Annotated in this window: 11 protein-coding genes; 3 read left to right on the top strand and 8 right to left on the bottom strand. The window is 39.9% G+C overall.

The features are described 5' to 3' along the window. Positions 1-43 precede the first annotated feature (43 nt). The 7 genes from H8796_RS11375 to H8796_RS11345 all read right to left on the bottom strand — a co-directional run bounded on the left by H8796_RS11375 (position 44) and on the right by H8796_RS11345 (position 15,064). Positions 44-2,179 (bottom strand): hypothetical protein, encoded by a 2,136-nt coding sequence (locus H8796_RS11375; protein ID WP_117937023.1) that lies wholly within the window; start codon positions 2,177-2,179, stop codon positions 44-46. Positions 2,180-2,255: 76 nt separating this feature from the next. Then, positions 2,256-3,977: a RagB/SusD family nutrient uptake outer membrane protein gene (locus H8796_RS11370; RefSeq protein ID WP_117937022.1), complete on the bottom strand. Its 1,722-nt coding sequence runs from the start codon at positions 3,975-3,977 to the stop codon at positions 2,256-2,258. Positions 3,978-3,998: 21 nt separating this feature from the next. Continuing rightward, a complete protein-coding gene (locus H8796_RS11365; protein WP_117937020.1) occupies positions 3,999-7,049 on the bottom strand; it encodes a SusC/RagA family TonB-linked outer membrane protein in 3,051 nt (1,016 codons plus the stop codon). Between the two features lie 46 nt (positions 7,050-7,095). Continuing rightward, a complete protein-coding gene (locus tag H8796_RS11360) occupies positions 7,096-9,108 on the bottom strand; it encodes a RagB/SusD family nutrient uptake outer membrane protein (RefSeq protein WP_117937018.1) in 2,013 nt (670 codons plus the stop codon). A 21-nt stretch (positions 9,109-9,129) separates the two neighbouring features. Beyond that, positions 9,130-12,309 carry a TonB-dependent receptor gene (locus H8796_RS11355; protein ID WP_117937016.1) on the bottom strand — a complete coding sequence of 1,060 codons (3,180 nt, stop codon included), beginning with the start codon at positions 12,307-12,309 and terminating at the stop codon, positions 9,130-9,132. Between the two features lie 60 nt (positions 12,310-12,369). Continuing rightward, a complete protein-coding gene (locus tag H8796_RS11350; protein WP_117937014.1) occupies positions 12,370-13,995 on the bottom strand; it encodes a fimbrillin family protein in 1,626 nt (541 codons plus the stop codon). Between the two features lie 55 nt (positions 13,996-14,050). Further along, complete coding sequence (locus tag H8796_RS11345) at positions 14,051-15,064, bottom strand: fimbrillin family protein (protein WP_158570833.1); 1,014 nt, start codon at positions 15,062-15,064, stop codon at positions 14,051-14,053. A gap of 399 nt (positions 15,065-15,463) precedes the next feature. Here H8796_RS11345 and H8796_RS11340 point away from each other — a divergent pair, with 399 nt between their 5' ends. From H8796_RS11340 to H8796_RS11330, 3 genes are all read left to right on the top strand, one after another. Next, positions 15,464-16,642 carry a phage integrase SAM-like domain-containing protein gene (locus H8796_RS11340; RefSeq protein ID WP_117938159.1) on the top strand — a complete coding sequence of 393 codons (1,179 nt, stop codon included), beginning with the start codon at positions 15,464-15,466 and terminating at the stop codon, positions 16,640-16,642. Between the two features lie 503 nt (positions 16,643-17,145). After that, entirely contained in the window at positions 17,146-20,277 is a 3,132-nt protein-coding gene (locus H8796_RS11335) for a TonB-dependent receptor (RefSeq protein ID WP_117934801.1), read from the top strand. A gap of 24 nt (positions 20,278-20,301) precedes the next feature. Beyond that, entirely contained in the window at positions 20,302-22,383 is a 2,082-nt protein-coding gene (locus tag H8796_RS11330; protein WP_117934799.1) for a RagB/SusD family nutrient uptake outer membrane protein, read from the top strand. Between the two features lie 102 nt (positions 22,384-22,485). Here H8796_RS11330 and H8796_RS11325 read toward each other — a convergent pair whose 3' ends face one another. Beyond that, positions 22,486-23,172, bottom strand: coding sequence for an SGNH/GDSL hydrolase family protein (locus H8796_RS11325; protein ID WP_117934797.1), 687 nt, complete (start codon positions 23,170-23,172; stop codon positions 22,486-22,488). Positions 23,173-23,239 lie beyond the last annotated feature (67 nt).

The raw sequence follows: 23,239 nt of genomic DNA, 5'->3' as shown, positions 1-23,239 counted from the left end.
TTCTTTCCTTAATAAACTTATACTAAATAGAATAAGACTTTTCCTATTCTTTCGGTTCTTCCGTTTCGGATTTCTTCAAAGTTTCGGCGCCTACATAATAACCAAGGTTAGTTCCCTGATTATATCCCATGTTCTGCATAGCCTGAGACATATCATAGTTATGGTCTGTCATCAAGTGCGGTAGACGGTGAGTGGTAGGATGATTCGTAGAAAATATATAAATTGATTTATAATCACTTGAACCTAAAATAACCTCTTCACGATAGTCACCCAAAAAATCTCCATAATAACAAGGATTGTATTTTGAAGCATGATTTCCCTGATTACTGCCATAAAGGTCAAAAGCTATCAGACGATTCTTATTTGACTTGTTTACATCAGGATTAGCTTTATAACTCACAATACAACCGCGGTCTAACATTTCCCTAGTAGACTGGCCACTCCAATAAATAGCCACATTATACATAACTCCACTACCAATTCCAGTAGGATATGTAGTAGAAACCAATCCGGTACCATTACAACTGAACATACCTTCTTGCGTAGAAGACCAATATTCAAAATCCGGACTATCTGGATCAACATCCGCTACTATACAACGCCCGACATCACTTGCATCTACCGGTAAATTTCTTCCATGACCAGTAATCATACTACCATCTCTTGCATTAATTACCTGACAAGCATATCCATTTCCCTGCCCTTCATAATCTTTTGCTTCTTCAAAGGAAGCAACAATCTGCAATCCGGAACGGTCTTTAATGAATTTTCCGACATGCAATATATCTCCATGTCCATTTCCGTTACACCATAATTCGCTTCCATCATCATCAATTGCTGCCGAACCGTATAAAATTTCATCCTTACCGTCACCATCCAAATCGGCTACACGAAAACAGTGTGAACACATACCCTTCCATTTGGATGCATGATCCGCCGTATCAAATTTCCAACGTGGGACCAACTCATTACCTTTCAAATCAAGTGCCCATACTTGCCAGTTTTTATAGATCCCCCTACTGATTATCAAACTTGGATTAGTAGTTCTCACTCCGGTTGCTTCATCAGGAATACCATCCAGATAAGCAACTCCGATAAAGAAACGGTCCATACGATTGCCAAAATCATCTCCCCAATATTCACTCCAATACTTGGCACGTGACACTTTCGATCCTTCTCCTCCACGTGGAATATTGTCTATACGAGTTATTTCACGTCCGTCATATCCCCTGCAAATAGAAATATATTCAGGACCTTCCATTATCAAACCGCAAGTAGTAGCTGTAGACGGGTCATTCGGATCTCTCGCAATAGCCGCTCCGGAGTACCAACCTTTACCATCTGTTTGGCGGTTACGATAATCATTTATCTTACCGTTTGCATCAGTTATAATCTTTCCATCAGCAAACTTGGTGCCTTCGGACGAACGGAAAGCTATTTCGCACAAACCGTCACCGTCAAAATCATACAAAATATAAGAAGTATAGTGTGACCCTGAGCGAATATTAATACCTAAATCTATTTGCCACAAGAAAGTCCCGTCCATTTTATAGGCTTCCAATAAAGTAGTACCATTAAACCAAACTCCCATATTCGCCCCGTCATATGGTTCTCTCTTTACCACAATCTCCAGTTCACCGTCGCCATCCAAATCACCTAGCTGAATATCATCAGGAGAATATGTAATCGATGCATCAGGTACATTCAAGTTTAATCTAATCTCATGATAAAACTTTTCTGCCATTTCAGAGGTAAACGTATAATCGCAAAGCGTTTCAGTCTGATTGGCAAGAGTGACCCGATATACATTCGTTTTTGATACATCAATATCTGCATCCACCCAGGAAGTCGTATTTGAAATAGGTTCCTCATTCAATTTCACTTCTGCCTCGCCGTCTACCGACTTATAAATATCAAAAGCAATATTAGACGGATCAGTCTTCAATAATCTCCAGCTAATCAATGCGGATGAAATCCCCGATGAATTATTGGAATCAGAAGCTGAAATAGGATCATAACTCACCCACATGGCACGACTACCCGTTATGACCTCGGTCGGCAGAGGAGGCAATTCTTCTGTTGGGTTGTCATTGTTCACTTCAACGACGGGGTCATTATCTGAACAGGCAACTATCGCCAGCAAACAAAACAACCCCAATACTATATAATGTTTCTTCATTTCTTTCGTTTTTTAAACATTAACATCTGTTCTATGCAAGAACATTATCACTATTTGTCAGCATTCCAGTTATGGATTACCACCCCGGATTCTGCTCTAAATTAGGATTTTTCGATTTTTCACTCTGAGGAATCGGGAAGAAATACATCTTATCATCCCAACTTCTTTCTTTTACCTTACGCTCATACGTATAAGTATCATCCCCATTCCTCGTAATCTTCATTTCAACAATGTTCTTGAAATGTTTGTCACCCTCCTTCCAACGGCGTACATCCCAAAAACGATGTCCTTCAAAAGCTAATTCTACCATACGTTCATTCTGATATTTCTTCCAGAAAGCATCATTGGTCATCCCTTGAGGGAATCCGGGCATTTCGGCACGCGTACGAACTACTTTGATAGCATCTACAGCCGAAGTTGTAAATTCACTATCCGTTGCATACGGACTACCTAGATACTTATATACAGCCTCCGCATAATTCAAATAGAACTCCCCAAAACGGAACGTAATCCATGAATGATAAGTCTTTGAAGCTGTACCGGCACGCAAGTCCACTGCCGTCTGACAATACTTCTTCAGGTAATAGCCTGTCGGAGTACCGCCACTCAAAGGTTCCGCATTTAGTCCGCCCTGATAAGTTTGCAAAGGAACAGTATTCCAGTTAGGCCACTTTTCATCTCCATTCTTGGCAATAGTCAGATAGAAACGAGGGTCGCGGTTGGTATAATAGGGATTAGCAGGATCGTAGTTATCCAACTCGTCCGGACGCATCCCTGTATCCTTCATCTCATACGCATCTACCAATGTCTGCGTGGGACAGTTTCCACCTTTACAATTTTCCAGCCCTACCGGGAAGTTATATCCCTCAAAAGAATTAGTGGTAGTAGTGGCACGACGGAGAAAAATAATTTCATTAGTAGCGTCATTGTAATTGTCCTTACTCCAAAGTGACGAATAATCATCCACTAAGAGTTTTGCCTTTTCAGCAAACCCATTACTATCATCCAAGATTTCCTTATTGGCTTTAGCTGCACGATACCACAGCTCTTTATCATCAGTCGGGTTAAACAAAGGACTTGCCGCATACAATGCTGCACGAGCTTTCAAGGCCAATACCGTTTTACGATTGGCACGTCCTGTTTCCGCCGGGCTACTAGGTAATGCCATATCCCCCAGTTTACTGTAATCGACAATAATCTTATCCTTTATATCATCACATTCGGCTATGATATAATCAAAAATCTCCTGTGCCGGTCTGCGCGATAATGTATTCGATTCTTCGGCCGTTAATATATGGTCACTAAACGGCACATCTCCATATTGCCGTACCAAGTTAAAGTAGAAATACGCACGAAGGAAACGCACCTCATACTGGTAATTGGTATAACGGAACATCTGTTGTGCATAATCACTGTTCAAAGCCAACTCGGGAAATGTCAGTCCGGTAAACTTCTCCAGATATAAATTACAATTGGCTATCCCTTCATAACAGGACGTCCACATGCTACTTTTAGCATTCGACGGACTCCAAGAGCCATTGTAAAAGTCTTCAATCTGGTTTCCCGTATAAGCATATTCGGACTCATCTGTAGCAGAACCAAGAATTGCCCCGCTATAATTTCCAAAGTCCACATCCATGGACAAATAGATATTTGTTATCAGCCCTCCCACATTACCGAAGTTGAGCTTCACAAAATCCTCATCATAGTTATTGTACTCATGATATTCCATCTTATCTGAGCAGGAACCGAGTGTGGCTACACACATCATTCCGTAGATAATGTTTTTCAGTTTCATTCTTTCGCTTTGTTTTTATGATTAAAAACCAATCGTAACACCGACTACTACACTCTTATTCAGCGGAGTCGCTACACCATAACATTCCGGATCTGCCACATCAATATGATCCGAACAGAACAAGTCTGTTCCTCTGACATATAACTTGGCACTCCCTAATATCTTAGTCTTCTTCATCAATTCTTTCGGAAATCTGTAATACACCTCCGCATTACGTAACTTCAAAAATGACCGGTCTGCCAACCAAACCGTATTAGCCTGATAGTTATTGGCATTACTCTGTGAACTCAAACGAGGATATTTGGCATTTTGATTTTCCGGTGTCCAACGATTCTCATAATAATGAGTAGAGAGTGTCGTATTATTTATCAACGGCCAAAACATACTCTTCGTATTCAATACAGCAGAATAGTTACCTGTCCCCTGGAACATTACATCTACTCCAATCCCTTTCCATTCCGCTCCCAAATGGAAAGAATAATAAATTTCCGGGGCTGTCGTACTATAACCGATAGCTGTTTTATCATTGGCATCAATGATTCCGTCTCCATTCACATCTTTATATTTTATGTCTCCCGGCACTACCGTACTAAAGTTTTGCGTAAGACTATTTGCTATATCCTCTTCATCTTTGAAGAAACCTTCAGCTATCATTCCATACACTTGTCCCAACCGATTTCCTGTTTGCACAAGATTATTATATAAACGCGGTTCTTCCAGTTGCTCCTTAATTTCATTCTTATTCCAAGCAAAATTACCGCCAAGGTTGAACACTACATCTCCTAACCGTTTCGTATAGTTAAGCCCTAGTTCCATGCCATAACTATCAACGATCCCGGCATTCTCGAACGGAGCATCCACTCCCAATACATTGGTATATTTACCTTCGGAAGATACCCAAATATCTTTTCTCCGTTGATAATAGCCTTCTGCCGTCACGTTCAGTCCATTGAACAACACAGCATCAATACCAACATTATATTTATACGCTTTCTCATGTGTCGAATTAGCAGTTGCCAAACGGCCGATAATAGTACTCCCGAATTCGGAGTCGTAACTACTGTTAAACTTATATTGTGTACCGGTAGTCGTATAAATCTGGTCCCAATAATCGTAAACGGTGTCGTCTCCGTCTTTAGGCAGATAATCAACATTGATCACGCCAAATGAAGCACGTAATTTCAAGAAATTCACCCAAGACACCTCTTTCAACCATTTTTCTTCCGAAAGCACCCAAGCAGCAGAAATGGTAGGAGAGAAAGACCATTTATGTCCCGGTGCCAATAAACTAGAGGCCGAACCTACCAATGCCAGATCCAAATAGTAGCGATTAGAGAAGCCTACATGATTATACCAAGAAACATTTTGCCGATAGATAGTAGTGTTCAGACCGTAAGAATCACGATATTCATACTCCCATTTCAATTGAGAATACACATCCCACTTTTGGAACGAACGATTGTAATCGACACTACCTGCAAAGTTAAATTGGCGTGCCCAATTGTCAATCCCCGCACCCGAACCCATTTCACTGGATTCGCCACCAGAAATAGCAGTATAAAACGGACCGTTAGTTGTCCAGCTTGTTGCATAACCGGCATACTTATAAGTCTTGCTATGGTCTTCCAGAATATTGGAATAGTTGTCATAAGCTAAACGAAAATTAGCTCCCAATCCTTTCAGCAAACCAGACAAATCTTGTGACAAGGTAAGGTCGGCAAACAAACTACGAGAATGTCCTTTAGAATAAGAAGCTCCCTGCGATTGTGCGACTGGATTCGACGTCCCCGCCCAAGTAGTGCTTCCTCCCCAACTGCCATCTTCCGTACGAACCGGAAAAGCTGCAGAAGGAACCGAATAAATCATATCCCATAAGTTAACCGAAGCTCCCGGAAGTCGGGATTCGGACAATGTACCGAGAAGGTTCAACTTTAATTTGGTAGTAGCTGTTAAATCAATATCCAGATTCGTACGCAAATTAGCACGCGAATACATATTCTGTGTAGAATATCCGTCATTTGCATTCGGGGTTTTGATAAAACCTTTGTCTGTTAATAAATTCGCCATAGTATAGTAGCGGAACTTTGCCCCTCCTCCTCGGAATTCGATCGTGTATTTATTAGAAACTCCTCTGTCTTTAAAAGTTTCATCAATCCAGTTCACATTAGGATAAAGATAAGGGTACATACGGGAAGCCCCACCACTGCCTACTCCATTACGAAAAGCATCGACTTCTTCCGGAGTATATCGAGCTCCCAAACCTTCATATCCACGTGCTTCATTCACTGCAGAAGCATACGTAGCCGCATCTACAAATTCCGGACGTCGAGACTGAGTGTTAATGATATGATCATACGTAAACGTTATCTCTTTTGTTTTGTACTTACCACGCTTCGTCGTTATCAAGATCGCACCGTTCACTCCTTTGTATCCGTACAATGCCACAGCCGCGGCATCTTTCAGGATGGAAACGGATTCTACTTCTTCCGGACTTACCAAACTCATGTCTCGTTCCAAACCGTCAACCAACACGAGCGGTGTACTACTTGACAAGCTCTGCAAACCACGCACATAGAAGGTAGGATCTGCCATTAGCCCGGTACTAGCCGCATTCTGCAAAGTAGTAAGGCCCAATCCATATCCATATAGAGAATTGGATATATTCCGGGAAGACCGCTTATTAAACTCTTCATTATATGTGGTAGAAACTGCTGCCGTTGATTCATGACGATTAAATGTCCGGTTAGCTCCCACATCAATAGTCTGAGCTGCATATCCCATCACAATGGTCATCGGACCATCAGTCTTTGCCACAACGGTGGTAGAGCCTTTGTCGACAGAAACAACACTCAAGCGTTGTCCTTTCTCGACCGCAATCTCGAATTTACCGTCTTTATCAGTTTCAACCCGAGTCTCCACTGCGCCACCTTCCACATTAACGGACGCTCCATAGACTGGATTTCCCGACTTATCAACAACAATACCTATAATGTTGTTGTCTGTATTCTGCGCTCTGACCGGAATGCTCAAACAAACCAGTAAAGCCAGTATCAGAATCTTATTTTTTCTCATATAAATCAATATTCAATATTGTTTTAATCTATTTCGCTGTCTCACATTACCAACCCGGATTCTGAATTAGTCCATATCCTTTGTTAATTTCCGTTTGCGGGAATGGAGAAAGATACCATTTAGAATCAAATCCGTATGTCCACCACCGACGAACCGGTTTGGATAATTCAAACCTTTCATATTCAAAACGAGTAGGCTGCAATGCTCCTTTGTTTTTATCTCCTTCATTCCATTTAGCATTCCCTGTTATACGATTACCAGTATCATCCAAACGATAGGCGAGTAACCCGTGCAGGCGCTTCTCGAAACGATCGGCACGTTTGTAACGGATAAGATCAAAGTAACGGCTATCTTCAAGCCCCAATTCCCGAACACGTTCACACAGCAATTCTTCCAATAAGGCAGCTTTGTCAGAAAGTAAATTCTTATCTGTAACACACTCCGCCAAATCTTTCTTTAATCCCACGCGGGCACGTACTATATTCATTTGATTAATAGCGCCCCGGTAATCGTTCTTGGCTTGAAGCAAGGCCTCTGCATAGGTCAAATAAATGTCAGACAAACGAAGATATACCCAATGCGTATACTGACGTTGGTACTCTGTTCCCAAATAATATTTCATATTTTTATAACCAGTCGCATAGTTACCTGATTCAAGTGCTGCATTTTGTCCTTCATCGTATCCTCCGACCCACAATTCATAAGGTAAACCGGACATTGTTCCGGCACTCCAGTCTAACATCTTTGGTAATCCATTCACCATGCAATGCTCATACAGACGAGGGTCACGGGTTAATACAATTTCCGACAATAGTTGTTCTCCATTTTTAAATGTTCCGGTCAAGAACATTTCATCCAACTTACCTTCTGTTTCTGCCTTTTTCCAGTCAAATGGAGTGCCGTCGGCCCATGGGAACATCTCCACATATTCCTGTGTAGGCGGATATTCAGTACGGCAAAGTGACGGAACAGCCCAAGAATGCCACATATAAGAACTTGAATTGAAAGCGTCCGACATATTCGTGCGAACAGAATGCAAGACCTCCTTGCTGTTCTGACGAATATATCCCATACGATATGCCTGACGATACTGCTCCGGTGTTTCTTCCGAAGCCTTATTCAGACTGTACCCGCCTTGACTCTCCAGCTCTTTAAAGAATGCTTCACAAGCCTTCAAACAGTTATCCCAAAGTTCCGCATGATAGCCGCCGTACCATACCAGACGTTGCTGTTCAGCCTCTGAATTTCCTCCTGCATATCCATTGACATCATTAAACAACGGAGAAGCAGCAAATTGCCAGATTTTACATTTCAATGCCATAGCACCGGCCTTTGTCCAGTGTCCGGCCTTGCTAGCAAGATCGGCATCAGGATAAGCCCACACCAATCCACCGGAATTGATGGCATCATCCAACATCTTTATCATGTAGTTAACAGTATCCTCTACCGTAGCACGGGGGATTTCATAACCTGACTCCGTACCGGTGAATGAAGCGTATAATAATGGAAGACCTCCATAATGACGGAACATATCAAAATAACGCGCCGCAATCAGACATTTAGCTTCTGCCACCAACTGTGTTTTTTCAGTGTCATCCATGCCCGGTACTCTATCTATGTTTTCCATTAACAACCAACACCAACGCACTACTTCCCATACCATTTCCCGTGTATATGGGAAGATATTACCACGCGTGCCATAGTTGGCATTGAGAGAACCCAAATAATACTGCTGATATACAGTCGCATCACTAAAATAAAGTGACCAGCAGTCTGTTAGCGCATCCTTCTTTCCTAAATAAGGGCTGGAAGAATCAGGAATATTACCGTTACTGTCTGTATTATAAGGTAATCCGTAATACTGTCTACTGTAACAGGTATTCAAAAATTGGCGCGTATATTCAGCACTATTGAACACAGTGTCAATAGTAGCATTTCCGCCCGGTGCCTTATCCAAAAAAGAGTTTCCAAATTTAATTTCGTCCACACATGAAGTGGAAACCAAACAAACCGCCGCTCCCAACATCGCACCGATGAACCATTTATTTTGTAATTTCATTGTATCTTTCCTTTATCTATTTTAGAATCCTAATTTCAAGCTCAACGTATAAGTCTTGGACAATGGATAAGAAGGTGCATTAGTAGCTCTTGCCTCCGGATCACCCCACAAATAAGGTGTTATAGTCCACAAATTATATCCCGCAAAAGCCAACTGACATGTATTCAGTCCAAGTTTCTTCATCAATGGGAAGTGAAAATTGTATGCCACCTGAAGAGTTTTCAAACGCAAGTATTTTGCATCTTTCTCATATAAAGTGGAGGTAGCATAGTTATTCTTCGCATTATCAATGGTAGCTCTCGGATACTCCGAAGATTGTGACGGATTTTCCGGTGTCCATGTGTGGTCCAAATGGTATGCCAACAATCCTCCCTGCTCGCTATTGGAAGATGAATAAAACGGCTGACGAAATACATCCGAAATCATACGACTTACGTTCCAGGCCCCTGTCCATTGAGTACTTATTTCCAGATTCTTCCAACTGAATCCTAAATTAATACCTAGCATATATTCAGGATCGTCTGTAAAGCCATAGTCATAACTTGCATCATTTGCATCAATCTTACGGTCACCATTCAAGTCAACATATACTGCATCTCCATTTTGAAGAATACTCTCGTGAGTGGGGAACGGACGATTAAATGTCTGTTCATATAAAGCAGGTGTCTCCTCATCATAGAAGCGCCAGAAAACATATTGGCTACGCGAACCGATACGGTGTCCTTTCTGGTATTGATATAAATTATTCTGCGGGGCTTCCTTCTTTTCAAGAATCTCATTCTGATTATAAGAAAGGTTAATACCCGCCCAATAACGGAAATTATCACCAATCTTATCGTTCCATTTTAAAGAAAGTTCCCAACCCCAACTGTCTACACTTCCTAAATTTGAATATGGAGTAATGAACCCCAACATTCCCGGAGCTGTACCATCACGCAAAAGGATATCATTACGACGTTCTTTATAATATTCAAAGGTTGCTTTCAGACGGTCGTCAAGGAAATTAATATCAACACCATAGTTCCGCTTCAGGGCTTTTTCCCATGTCACAGCAGCATTATTCTTAGCTACCTCACGCGCACCCAGACTAACAGTACCATTATCTACTCCAAACCCATATCCCCAAGCGTTAGTCGCTCCTCCACTTGCTGTTACACGGTTAGCCAAATCACCTAAACCGACATTATATGGATCAGCCATGTACATAAACCGCGATCCCCCAATATTATCGTTACCTACTAAACCGACACTGGCACGTAATTTCAAAAAGCTAACCACCGATTTCAAAGGACGGAAAAACTTCTCTTCACTCATCACCCAACCTATAGAACCAGCCGGAAAATAAGAAAAGCGCAAATCAGACGCAAAGTTTTCCGAACCGTTATAACCCACATTAAACTCTGCCATATAGCGACTCTTCCAATCATAAGTGACACGTCCGACTAATCCGACATATCCATGAGGAATGTCCGAATATACTTTCGGATAATATTCTTTCTGTTGATTATACAAAACCAAGGCTGTCACTGTATGATCACCAAAAGTACGATTATAATTAAAGCTGGCTTCCATATACCAATTACGTGCTTTGCCTGTAGTATACGAATACTTCACATCTGTATTTTCTCCAAACTTACGATAAGCAATACTACCGTCATCCATCAATACAGGAGTGTATGTAGCGATAGACCCGCCAGAACCAACTTTATTAACTGTAAACGAGCTGTTATAAGATCCCTTCACTTTAAAAGAAAGTCCTTTAGTCAAAAAGTCCATTTTCTGGTCCAGAATCACATCCACATTCAGCGAATTATTGCTAGTCTGGCTGAATCCATTTCCATAATATCCCATACCAGTGCCTCCTGTAAATGGTAATTTCAGTCCGTCTGAATAAGTTTCATCGCTCGAATTTACCAATTTCCCGTCTATGATTCCCGGACTGGAGAAAGGAGTAGCATAATACATATTTTTAATCAATCCGGAAGATCCCTGACTCGTACGCGGTTGATCTGAATTATTCACATTACCACTAATATTGAATGACAAAGTAGTAGTTTTGGTGACATCCATATCCAAATTTGTACGATAGTTGAACCGACGGTACTGGTAGCTTAAATTATAAGGAAGATCAAATTCACTAAAAAGTCCTCCTTGCGTATAGGCACCTGCAGAGATAAAATAACGTACTTTATCTGTTCCTCCCGAGATATTCAAGTTATGCTGGCTCTGAAGCGTAGAGCTTTTCATAATATAGTCAGCCCATTGTATATTGGGGAAACGAATAGGATCGGAACCATCCGCAAATTTTTGAATCACATCACCACTAAATAAGGCAGATTTACCATCACCGGACATCATTTGATTATGAAAACGGGCATAATCATAAGAACTTGCCTGTTCTACCATTTTTGTAGGCATCAACACAGAAGCAGAAGTAGTAAACGAAATTTTCGCCTTTCCTTCCTTTCCTCGTTTAGTTGTAATCAGAATGACCCCATTTGCTCCACGAATACCAAATACGGCTGTTGCCGAAGCATCTTTCAAGATAGAAATGGATTCAATTTCATTCGGGTCGATATCACTCATACTTTCACGATCCACACCGTCTACCTGAATTAACGGTGAAGAATTCTCCCAAGTAGCTTTACCACGAATAAAAATTTCAGCGGCATCCGCTCCCGGCTCACCAGAATATTGCACAGTAGTCAAACCTGTCATCTGCCCTCCTAATACATTGGAAACCGAACCTACAGATACACGGGTCAATTCTTCTCCTTTCACACTAGCGATAGCTCCTGTCATGGTCACTTTCTTCTGGGTACCATAGGCTACAATTTCCACCTCCTCAAGAGCAGTCACATCCTCTACCAAAATGACTTTCATGTCATTCTTTGCTACGACTTTTTTATCGGTATAACCTATAAAAGATACTTTCAGTTTCGTACCAGGACGTACATTTATTCTAAATACACCGTCAATATCGGTAATTGTACCGTTAGATGTTCCTTCCGCAAGTACACTTGCTCCAATTATCGGTTCTCCTTGGCTATCTACTACTGTTCCTTTTATAGTACTTTGCTGCTGTACAACTTCGACGGCTGCCGAAGCTGTTTGCAATCCCCATGCAGGTGCAAAAGTTGCTATAGTGAAAAACAGAGCGACAGGTAAGGTTGTCCCCTTTATAAAGTTTTTCTTATTCATATATGTATATGTTCATGATATAAGTATAGTTGACGGACTTTATATACCGTCATGTTTATTTTAGAATGCGAGCATCATACGGAAATAGCCGGCGCATGAAGCACGTTCGCAAGTGACGTGAAAGCTTCCATTTCCCATGCTGTGTGTCCATTGATTGACTGCAGAACGCTGTGTACTACTCCAATAGTGCCCAGCAGCCTTGTTATTTACAGGTAGATCAGAAGTGACCATCTTATCACCATTTACTTTCTGAAGACTACTATTAATGCCACTCATATTCTTGGCAACCTGATCCCAGCACATCACAGAAGGTAGATACCAAGGAGTTACACCAGAAGGAACGGCTTCTGCTTTACGATAAGCCATGATGTAGTCATAAACATAATCACAAGTAGAGGTACTACCCATTCCTTCGTAACACATAGTGAGTATTTTTGTGTTATTATACCCCATCAATGCGGGAAAAACCTTTGAAGCATCATTTTTGTTAGCATCCTTCTCGGTGTTACAGCCTACAAACTTATCTTTCCAATCTTCATCTGAATTAAACCAATCAGAGTAATAACCTGCCTTACTGGAATGAAACATTTGCAAGGCAATATCGTTTTGTTCATCATCTTTTACCAATGAATTCTTTATAGATAGTACTATTCCATGCGTACAAGCGGGAAAGTCACGACGCAAAGCATCAATCTCTGCAGAATAAAGTTCGGGATGTGTTACGCTAGGCTGTGAATTACCTACATAACATACAATACCAATCACATTTTCCGGTACTGTTTCCGCATCTACAGAAACTATTTTTCCATCTGCACAGAAATAATCCCCGACCTGCAAAGTATGGTTAATCTTACTTTTATCTTCGATGGTATACATCTTCGCTGTTCCTCCTTCCAGAGTACCTTTAGCTTCATATTCCATTTCACCCACGCCTGTATAAGTACCCTTGATTGAGAATTCTTTATTCGGATTAACCAAAAAACGGTATGTATTTGTACTTTCCTGATAATAAGGAGTTGCTTGAGTATTGTTCACAGTAAACGAACCGGCAGTTAATGGTAATAAATAATCATCTATACCACCATTTGTAAAGCTATATGTCAAATTAGGCATCTTCACAACAGCAAGAGCCATCCGATGTTGCATAGTAAAAGCGATCTGTCCTTTCAAACGATCCCCCTGAACACTACCTGTACTCGTCATCAAATCATATTGTGTATAATTTCCTTCATTTTGTTCTTCGCCAATTTTCCAATTGTTGACATACGTTTCAAAAGGATCTACCTTAGTCGGATCAAAAGTTACATTTGCATTATACGGATAGTATGCATAAAAAGTCATCCGCTGAAATTGTGAACCTTTGTATTCAATAGGATCCCCTCCATCAGTCAATTCCCAATAGCCATCTGTCAATGTGAATTTCCGATTCTTGATATCCTCTACCACCGTTTCTCCTCTTACCGCAAATATACCGATAGCATCTCCGTTAGAAAATCGAGTAGTATATCCATTTTCTGTAGCACGTGTCTTGCCACTTTCGTCCATAAATCCTTCATCAGACACACTAATCTGAAATCCCTGCAAAGAATCCGGGGTTTCTCCGGTCAGTTCTTCATTTTGCGAGCAAGACGCAACTATGGCTGAGCCAGCCAGAAAAAGCATTGATATATAATTATATACTTTCATAAATCTCATGTTTATATTTTTAGCATTTTTTGTCTATACTAGATTGGTAAACAGATCACTTCACAACAGGCTGTGGAGTTACGGTTTCTTCTGTAATATTCCAACTAGGGTTGGTTATCTCTGTTCCAGTTTCAGCTATACTAGGGTCGGATGTTATAGGATCGTGGTTTTCATCTTCCCATCCTATTATTTGCGTTTGTTCTGTAATTGTCAACACATAATTATTGTCCTCGTATTTATTTGTCTTGATGATATAATTATAAGAAAATCCCGATTTCAATTCTGTCAGGTTAGCAAACTCGGCTTCATAAAGATAACCGTTCATTCTAGCTTGGATAGTTACCTTGCCTTGCACCTTCTGTGGCAGTAAAATAGCTTGTACTGTATAATTATCCTGCTCTCCTATTTTATCCCAATAAATATCATCTTTGTCCGTAACAGGATCTTCACTTACTGTTGTCTCCCCTGTTTTAGGATTAAATGTACCATTGTTCTTAAGTCCAATAAGATAACAGGTTATATCTGCCAAGTCCACACCATCACCGGCTTGAAACTCCAATCTAATACGACTCATCACATGATTGAATGCTAATGTCACGTTCGGGGTTTGTGATGTAACCTTCCCTTTGGCAAAAAGAAAATCTATCTTCGCACGTTCTTCTGCTGTAGCTTGATTATCACTGGCTGTAGTCACTTCCAATACAGGTTGTTCTTCACCTGATGTACCAGAAAATGGAGCATATGCCACTACATCATACTCTCCAGAACCTAATACCCAAATTTCTTCTGCATTTCCTCCTTTTGCTGCAAAAAGACCATTGCCCTTGTATTTGTAATGAATATTCACTTGTTCCGTACCACAAGTGATTCCTACCGAGTCTTCTGCCTCCCAGTTTGTTTCCGTAGCTCTTGTAACAAGATTGCTAGCCTCATGATTGTTTATTACTGCACTAAAAGAAACTTTCGCTCCCGTGTCACCGGTAAACTGAATATCAGTTTCTTTAATATCGTTGCTACATCCTGCTAAAAGTAGTAAGGCAACAGCAGTTGTGACATAGTTTTTTTTCATACCATGTTTTTTAAAGTTAAACATATTTTTGTTGATTAGTAAAATCGTCGTAAAGTAAAAAAGACAATGGCTGCATTCTTTTCCAACCAGCAATTGAAATAAATGAAGCATTTTTTTTGTTGTTTTCCATATCTATTAGCTATATCTGTTAAGTTAAACAAAAGTTAGATTCTCTTTTTAAAAGCAATTTTTCACACTCTACCTGTGAAAAAGTGTTGCAAACATAACGACTTAATCAAGATATAGCAATGCAGAATCGTACAAATGCATGGAAAATACCGTCTTTTGCACGATATTCCATGCTGTGGGAGCGATATTCGATTAGTTCCTAATGACTATGAACCTTTTTGTTTCTATTTTATTGTATGGAAAATAGTAATTTATAAACCTAAAAATGATATGGCGAATTTTTCAATTGTAGTTGTTCCAACTAAAAAATTATCAAATGGCAGACATCGAATAAGGATAGCCGTAGCACATCATTCTCAAACCAGATATATATCTACCCAATTTACTTTGGATTCTGCCAGTCAACTAAAAAATGGTCGAGTAGTAAGGCATGAGAATGCAGCGAATATGAATGCCTGTCTTCGGAAACTAATCAATGAGTATGAAGAAATTGTTACATCGATCAGCTATTTGCCAGCAATTTCATGTACCGAACTTATACGTATAATTACTTATGAACAAAAGAAAAAAGGTATAACCTTTCAAGCTGTTGCAAAAGAATACATGAATTTCATGAAAGGAGAAGAGCGGGAGAAATCTTATAAACTTTATAAGATAGCTTCCGAAAGATTAGTCAAATATATGAAAGGGGATTTTCCTTTAATTCAATTGACACCTATACATATCCAAGAATTTGCCAAAGTTCTTCACGAGGAGAATCTGGCAGATACAACTATCAGAATATATCTGACTTTAATAAAGGTGATATTAAATTATGCCGGTAAGATGAATTATGTATCTTACTCCATTCATCCTTTTGTCCTCTTTAAGATGCCGGCAAGTAATGTGCGGGAACTTGATTTGTCAATAGATGAACTGAAGAGAATACGTGATGTCCGGCTTTTAAAGCCTTCTTTATCCATGGTGAGAGATATTTTTATGCTTACCTATTATTTAGGCGGTATTAACCTGAGAGATTTATTAGTATATGATTTTAAAAATAAGAACGATATGCGTTATGTGCGTCACAAAACACGTAATAGCAAGAAAGGAAAAAATGAAATTGTATTTACTTTGCAGCCTGAAGCAAAAGTGCTCATAGATAAATATATGTCGAGAAATGGACATTTGCAGTTTGGTAAATATTCATCTTATAAACAAATATATAGTTTAGTCTTCCGACATATAAATAAGGTAACAGAACTTTCGGGGGTAAAGAAAAAGGTTACTTACTATTCCGCTCGAAAGACATTTGCACAACACGGATATGATTTAGGCATTCAAATTGAAAAAATAGAATACTGTATCGGACACAGTATGAAAAATAACCGTCCTATCTTTAATTATATTAAGATTATGCAAGAACATGCCGATAAGGTGTTCCGTGCCGTACTTGACCAATTGCTATAGTATAGATAGTTTTTCACTGCTATTTTTATTTCCTTCTTTTGCTAATCGATTTCATTCCGATCGCTATCCTTTTTTCGTTCCACTATAGTTATCCGCAAAGTACACTATAGTTACCCTTGCGGATAACTATAGTCAAACGCAAAGATAACTATAGTGGAACGAAGAAAGATTCGCATACCGGATAACTCATAATAGGTAAAAAAGATATTAATGGTGCTAATTGTTCAAATCCTATCCTCAATTGATTGCTAACTGCATGTAGTCGTTTGATGCGCAGGAAGTTATGTTTAAAAAGAGAATCTAACTTTTGTTTAACTCTATAATAAATATGCTATGTAAATATATTAATATCATACAATATATTATACTACTAAACCTCTATAAAGTACTACGTTACAGGAATATCCATATAAAAAGAAACAAAGAGTCTTCATTAGAAGATAAAAAGATAAATCAACAATAAAGGACATATAAACCAATATTTATAACTTAATAATTAAAGTATGAAAAGCAACAAAAAAGGTAATCACCTGTACGCCTATAAGGATACTATCCGACGGCTATTTCTCCTCACTTTGTTTTCTTTTTTAATAGTAGAATCTTATGCCCAGAATAAGACAATTTCGGGCACAGTTACAGATTTCACCGGAGAACCGGTTATTGGTGCCAGTGTATTGGTTAATGGTACTACTAATGGTACAATTACTGATTTAAATGGCAAGTTTTCTCTTTCCAATGTGCCAATAAAAGGTACAATCACTATCACTTATATAGGATATAAAAAACAAGAAGTATCCGTAGCAGGAAATACCAACTTTAAAATTACTCTTCAAGAAGATACCGAGACCTTAGACGAAGTAGTAGTTGTAGGCTATGGAGTACAGAAAAAAAGTGACGTAACCGGTGCCATGGCTCGCGTAGGTGAAAAAGAACTGAAAGCAATGCCTGTAAGAAATGCGCTAGAAGGGATGCAAGGTAAAACAGCCGGTGTAGATATTACATCCAGTCAGCGTCCCGGAGAAGTGGGCAACATTAATATCCGTGGACAACGCTCTATTAATGCGGAACAAGGTCCACTGTATGTGGTAGACGGTATGGTAATTCAAAATGGAGGCATTGAAAATATCAATCCTTCCGACATTGAAGCTATTGACATTTTAAAAGATGCTTCAGCCACAGCTATTTATGGCTCACGTGGTGCCAACGGTGTGATTCTTGTAACTACCAAAAAAGGAAAAGAAGGTAAAGTGACCCTAAACTATTCCGGTACTGTCACTTTTGAAACGTTACACGATGTTACAGAAATGATGTCTGCCGCTGAATGGTTGGATTATGCCCGCTTAGCTAAATATAATGCAGGTTCTTATGCTTCTGCCACTCCAACTTATGAAGCAGATAAAGCTGCATTTGGTAGCGTAACCGCTTCATGGAAAAACATCGAAAAGGCATGGGTAAATGGAGTCTACGATCCATCTTTAGTAGGATCATACGACTGGGCTTCGCACGGTAAACAGACGGGGATTACACACGAACATACCTTAAGCGCATCCGGAGGGTCTGACAAATTCCAAGGCTATGCCTCATTCGGTTATTTGGACCAGAAAGGTACACAACCAGGGCAAGCATATGAACGTTATACATTAAAGACCTCATTTGATGTAACTCCTGTCAATTGGTTCAAAATGGGATCTTCAATTAATGCATCTTATTCCACTCAAGACTATGGATATAGTTTCTCCAAGTCTGTAACCGGTTCGGGTGATTTCTATAGCGCATTAAGAAGTATGATTCCATGGACAGTACCTTATGACGAAAACGGTGAATATGTCCGTTATCCGAGTGGGGATGTAAATATCATCAACCCTATTCGTGAATTAGACTACAACACCAACCAACGCCGCACTTTCCGTGCTTCTGCTAGTTTGTATTCGCAAATTGATTTCGGCAAAATCTGGAAACCCCTGGAAGGCTTATCTTATCGTCTTCAGTTTGGCCCTGAATTCCAATTCTACACTTTAGGAGTTGCTAATGCAGCAGATGGTATTAATGGAGATGGTAACAATGGTGCACAATACAAGAACGAACAAAAACGTGCATGGACATTGGATAACCTGATCTATTATAACAAAGCCCTGGGTCAACATAATTTAGGCATGACATTGATGCAATCCGCTTCGGCCTACCATTACGAGATGGGAGATATGAGAGCTACTAATGTAGCCTCATCGGATGAGCTTTGGTATAATATAGGATCTGCCGGTACACTAAACTCTTTTGGCACAGGTCTGACCGAAACTCAAATGGCATCTTATATGATTCGCCTAAACTATGGTTATAAAGATAAATACTTATTGACAGCATCTATGCGTTGGGACGGCGCCTCTCAATTAGCCGAAGGGCACAAATGGGCAAGTTTCCCTTCTGCTGCTATCGCATGGAGAATGGATCAGGAAGATTTCCTGAAAGACATCAGTTGGCTGAATCAGTTGAAACTTCGTATAGGTATGGGTGTTACAGGTAATGCGGCAATCAAAGCATATGCAACTAAAGGCGCTATCACAGGCTTATACTATAACTGGGGACAGAATGAGTCATCTTTGGGCTATGTACCTTCAGATCCTTCACAGAAGGAACCCGCCAAAATGGCTAATCCAACTCTAGGCTGGGAAAGAACTACACAATACAATGTCGGTGTTGACTACGGTTTCTTTAATAACCGACTTACTGGTAGTATCGATGCATACAAAACGAAAACTGATGATTTGTTACTGGAAATGTCAATTCCTTCACTAACGGGCTATGTTTCTACTTATGCCAATGTGGGTAAAACATCCGGATATGGAATTGACCTACAAGTAAATGCAATACCTATACAAACAAAAGATTTTTCTTGGAGCACTACTTTAACATGGTCAATGGATAGAAACCGAATCGACGAATTGTCTAATGGTAGAACAGAAGATGTGAACAACAAATGGTTTGTCGGTGAGGAAATCGGTGTTTATTACGACTGGGTATATGATGGCATCTGGAAAACAGAAGAAGCTGAAGAAGCTGCCAAATACGGACGTAAACCGGGACAAATCAAAGTGAAAGATTTAAATAATGACGATACAATAGATGCCAATGACGATAAGAAAATTGTAGGGCATACACGTCCACGCTGGACAGGTGGATGGAGTAACACTTTCAGCTATAAGAATTTTGAGCTATCCTTCTTTATTTTATCACGTTGGGGATTTACTGTTCCACAGGGAGCTGTTACTCTTGACGGTCGCTATATGCAACGTAAAATAGATTATTGGGTAGCCGGTACCAATGAGAATGCAAAATACTATTCACCCGGTTCCAACGGTGAAGGAGCCGATGCCTTTAACAGCGCAATGAACTATCAGGATGGTTCGTACATCAAAGTTCGTAATATCTCATTGGGTTATAACTTTACCCCACAACAATTAAAGAACTTGGGTATCAGTAATCTGAAGTTGTATGTTCAAGCCATGAATCCATTCAATATCTATAAGGCATGTGACTTTTTGGATACAGACTTGGTAAACTATGACAATAATGCCAAGACATTTGGTTCACCTACCACTTTGAAGAGTTTTGTAATAGGTGTCAACATCGGATTCTAATAAACAAATTAAAGTAAAGACATTATGAAATTAAATAGAATATTATTTGCTGCTTTAATGGCCAGCGTAACAGGAAGCTCGATCACTTCGTGCAGTGAATCTTTCCTTGATGAGAATTTAACAACTCAATATAGTACCGACCGCTTTAAGACACAAGAAGGTCTTGATGAATTAGTGACCGGAGCCTATCAGAAACTGAAATTCAAATTCAACTATATATGGGGGATTCAGTGCTACAACATGGGAGTGGATGAATTTACTGATGCTAATAATGTTATTCCAGCATGGAATCACTATAGTCAAGATTTAAATTCATCTGAAAATGCCGCCAACCAACCTATCTGGGACAATTACTACGGACTGGTTGAACCCGCAAACATATTGATCCAAAACATACCTCAATATTATAACCAAAGTTCACCCACATATAACACACGCTTGGGAGAAGCACACTTTCTAAGAGCCTATGCTTATTTTGAATTAGTGAAACAATTTGGTGGTGTGCCGTTGAAATTAGTTCCGTCTACAAGCGCGGAAACGTACTTCACACGGAATTCTGCTGAAGAAATATACACACAGGTCATAGCTGATTTTGGAGAAGCCTACAGACTACTTCCGGATAAAGGTGAATCAATCGGACGAATTAACAAATATGCTGCTGCCCATTTCCTTGCAAAAGCACATTTATTCCGTGCCTCCGAATTGTACAGCGATTGGAATAGTAATTATGTAGCATCCGACCTCGATGCTGTTATTCAATATGGTTCGGAAGTTGTAGACGCACATCCGTTGTGCAATGATTATGTAGAACTTTGGGACTATGAACAGCCGAACGGAGCCAATGAAAAAGTAAGTGAAGTGATTTTGGCAGCTCAATTCTCTAATGATGAATCAACATGGGGACGTTATGGAAATCAGATGCATCTTTATTATCCGGCCGTATACCAAGGTAATGATATAGGTGGATGTAAACGTGACATCTCCGGAGGACGTGAATTCTCATACGTAAGTGCTACAGAGTATACCATGCAGGTATTTGACCGTGTCAATGACTCTCGTTTCTGGAAATCATTCATTACCTGTTATGGAGCCAACGAAACCAAAAGTGCTCCCACCTGGACAGCAGAAGATATGCCATACGCTCAGGCAGGTGTAAAAGAAGGTGACAAACGTTTCAGTGGAGGTGAACTCGGTATGAAATACATCGTTAATGACCCGGGAGACAACCGCTATGAGAAATATTCCAACGCTCCGGCATATACTGTTTTAAAAGATGGAAAAATGTGTAACACGTATACATATGTACGCTATTTCAAAGGACAGGAACACAGCTGGAATATAAATGAGAAAACAGGTAATTATTACGATATCATACCTCACAAGCGTTCAGTAGCTTTATCTAAATTCCGTGATGGTTATCGTGTTTCCATAGCATCGCAATTCGGTACTCGCGATGCTATCATCGCCCGTTCGGCAGATGATGTACTAATGGTTGCCGAAGCATATATTCGTAAGGGTGAAGCCAATTATGATAAAGCTGTCGAATGGATGAACAAACTGCGTGAACGTGCCGGTTATAAAACAGGTGAAGACCGTAGTAAAAACGTAGATGGTGGACAAGCCTATAAGAATAATCCTTATTGTTCCGGGAAAGGAGGTGGTCACTCCTCCGAAGGTGCTATTTACTGGGAAGAAAACACCTATTATGAGTCAAACAATATCGAACAGGAGACTACTGCTTCTACCAAAACTACAATGAAATTAAATAGTGTGGCAGATGTTTATAACTCTACAGTCGACACTCCTATCTACAACGAACTGGGCTGTACATCCAATGCTGACAAAATGATGTGCTTCCTATTAAATGAACGTACTCGTGAGCTTTGTGGCGAATTGCAACGCTGGGAAGATCTAGCACGTACCAAGACGTTAGACACCCGTTGGCATAAATTCAACGATGGCGCCAGCAGAGGTCTTGGCGAATTCAAATCGGAGAAACATTACTATCGTCCGATCCCCCAAGCCTTCTTGGACGGTATCACCAATTCAAATGGTTCTGCACTAAGCAATGAAGAAAAGAAAGCAATGCAGAATCCGGGATATTAAGATAAACAACTAAACTTATTGCCACTTGGCACTCTTTGAAATAGTATTCCTAATCAAAGAGTAGCAAGTGGCAATATCATTTCTTATATTTCCGTTGTTTTTTCACTTCGTCTTCTTCATAAACATCTTAATCTGATCGCTAATCTGCTCCATCCCCTTTATCGAAGGATGACCGCTCTTTTTATCAATATCATGCAGTTCAATACAATCAATATTATAGTGATGACAGATAGCTCTGACCGACTCGTTAAACTCTTCCTTTAAACCTGAATTCAGCAGAAAATAGATTTCAACATTAGGATAACGATCAATCATGTGTTCGAGCAGATATGCCATGGCCGGACGGAATGTATATAAATCTTCCTTGGCCCACCCTTCATACTTGTAATCTCCAAGCGGTGAGCCAGCCCAACAATCATTCGTTGCACCGAAAATAAAGATGATATCCGGACATCCCAGCTTATCCATACGGGTAATAAAAGAACGATCCGAATAATCAGCCTGATTATAACCGGTATTACAAATCGTTGCACCGGAAAAAGAGTTGTTGACACAAAGGCGGTAGTTATTCTCTTTGATGAATTTATGCCACCAGGTCTGCTTTACGGAAGTTACATCCGTTTGCTGCCGCGGAGAAACATAATACCAAATGCTATTGGTATCGGGTTGCAGGTATCCTTCAAATGTTGAATACGAATCGCCTAAAATAGATATAGATTTCAGGCTTTGAGCAAAGCTGATACTGCTATATAAAGTGATTAGCAGTAATAAATAAAAGGATTTCTTCATCTTAGCATAAAGTTTTCAATTTTGCTGCTAAGATACTACATTATACTAAAATTATAGCATGAAATTT

The sequence above is a fragment of the Bacteroides sp. M10 genome, assembly GCF_014334015.1.
Lineage (GTDB): Bacteria > Bacteroidota > Bacteroidia > Bacteroidales > Bacteroidaceae > Bacteroides > Bacteroides intestinigallinarum.
This window is presented reverse-complemented; position numbering and strand designations above follow the sequence as displayed.

Coding starts and splice junctions, on each gene's coding strand:
- H8796_RS11360 (WP_117937018.1), bottom strand. CDS start 9,108: ATGAAATTACAAAATAAATGGTTCATCGGTGCGATGTTGGGAGCGGCG.
- H8796_RS11370 (WP_117937022.1), bottom strand. CDS start 3,977: ATGAAACTGAAAAACATTATCTACGGAATGATGTGTGTAGCCACACTC.
- H8796_RS11365 (WP_117937020.1), bottom strand. CDS start 7,049: ATGAGAAAAAATAAGATTCTGATACTGGCTTTACTGGTTTGTTTGAGC.
- H8796_RS11375 (WP_117937023.1), bottom strand. CDS start 2,179: ATGAAGAAACATTATATAGTATTGGGGTTGTTTTGTTTGCTGGCGATA.
- H8796_RS11325 (WP_117934797.1), bottom strand. CDS start 23,172: ATGAAGAAATCCTTTTATTTATTACTGCTAATCACTTTATATAGCAGT.
- H8796_RS11345 (WP_158570833.1), bottom strand. CDS start 15,064: ATGAAAAAAAACTATGTCACAACTGCTGTTGCCTTACTACTTTTAGCA.
- H8796_RS11330 (WP_117934799.1), top strand. CDS start 20,302: ATGAAATTAAATAGAATATTATTTGCTGCTTTAATGGCCAGCGTAACA.
- H8796_RS11355 (WP_117937016.1), bottom strand. CDS start 12,309: ATGAATAAGAAAAACTTTATAAAGGGGACAACCTTACCTGTCGCTCTG.
- H8796_RS11340 (WP_117938159.1), top strand. CDS start 15,464: ATGGCGAATTTTTCAATTGTAGTTGTTCCAACTAAAAAATTATCAAAT.
- H8796_RS11350 (WP_117937014.1), bottom strand. CDS start 13,995: ATGAAAGTATATAATTATATATCAATGCTTTTTCTGGCTGGCTCAGCC.
- H8796_RS11335 (WP_117934801.1), top strand. CDS start 17,146: ATGAAAAGCAACAAAAAAGGTAATCACCTGTACGCCTATAAGGATACT.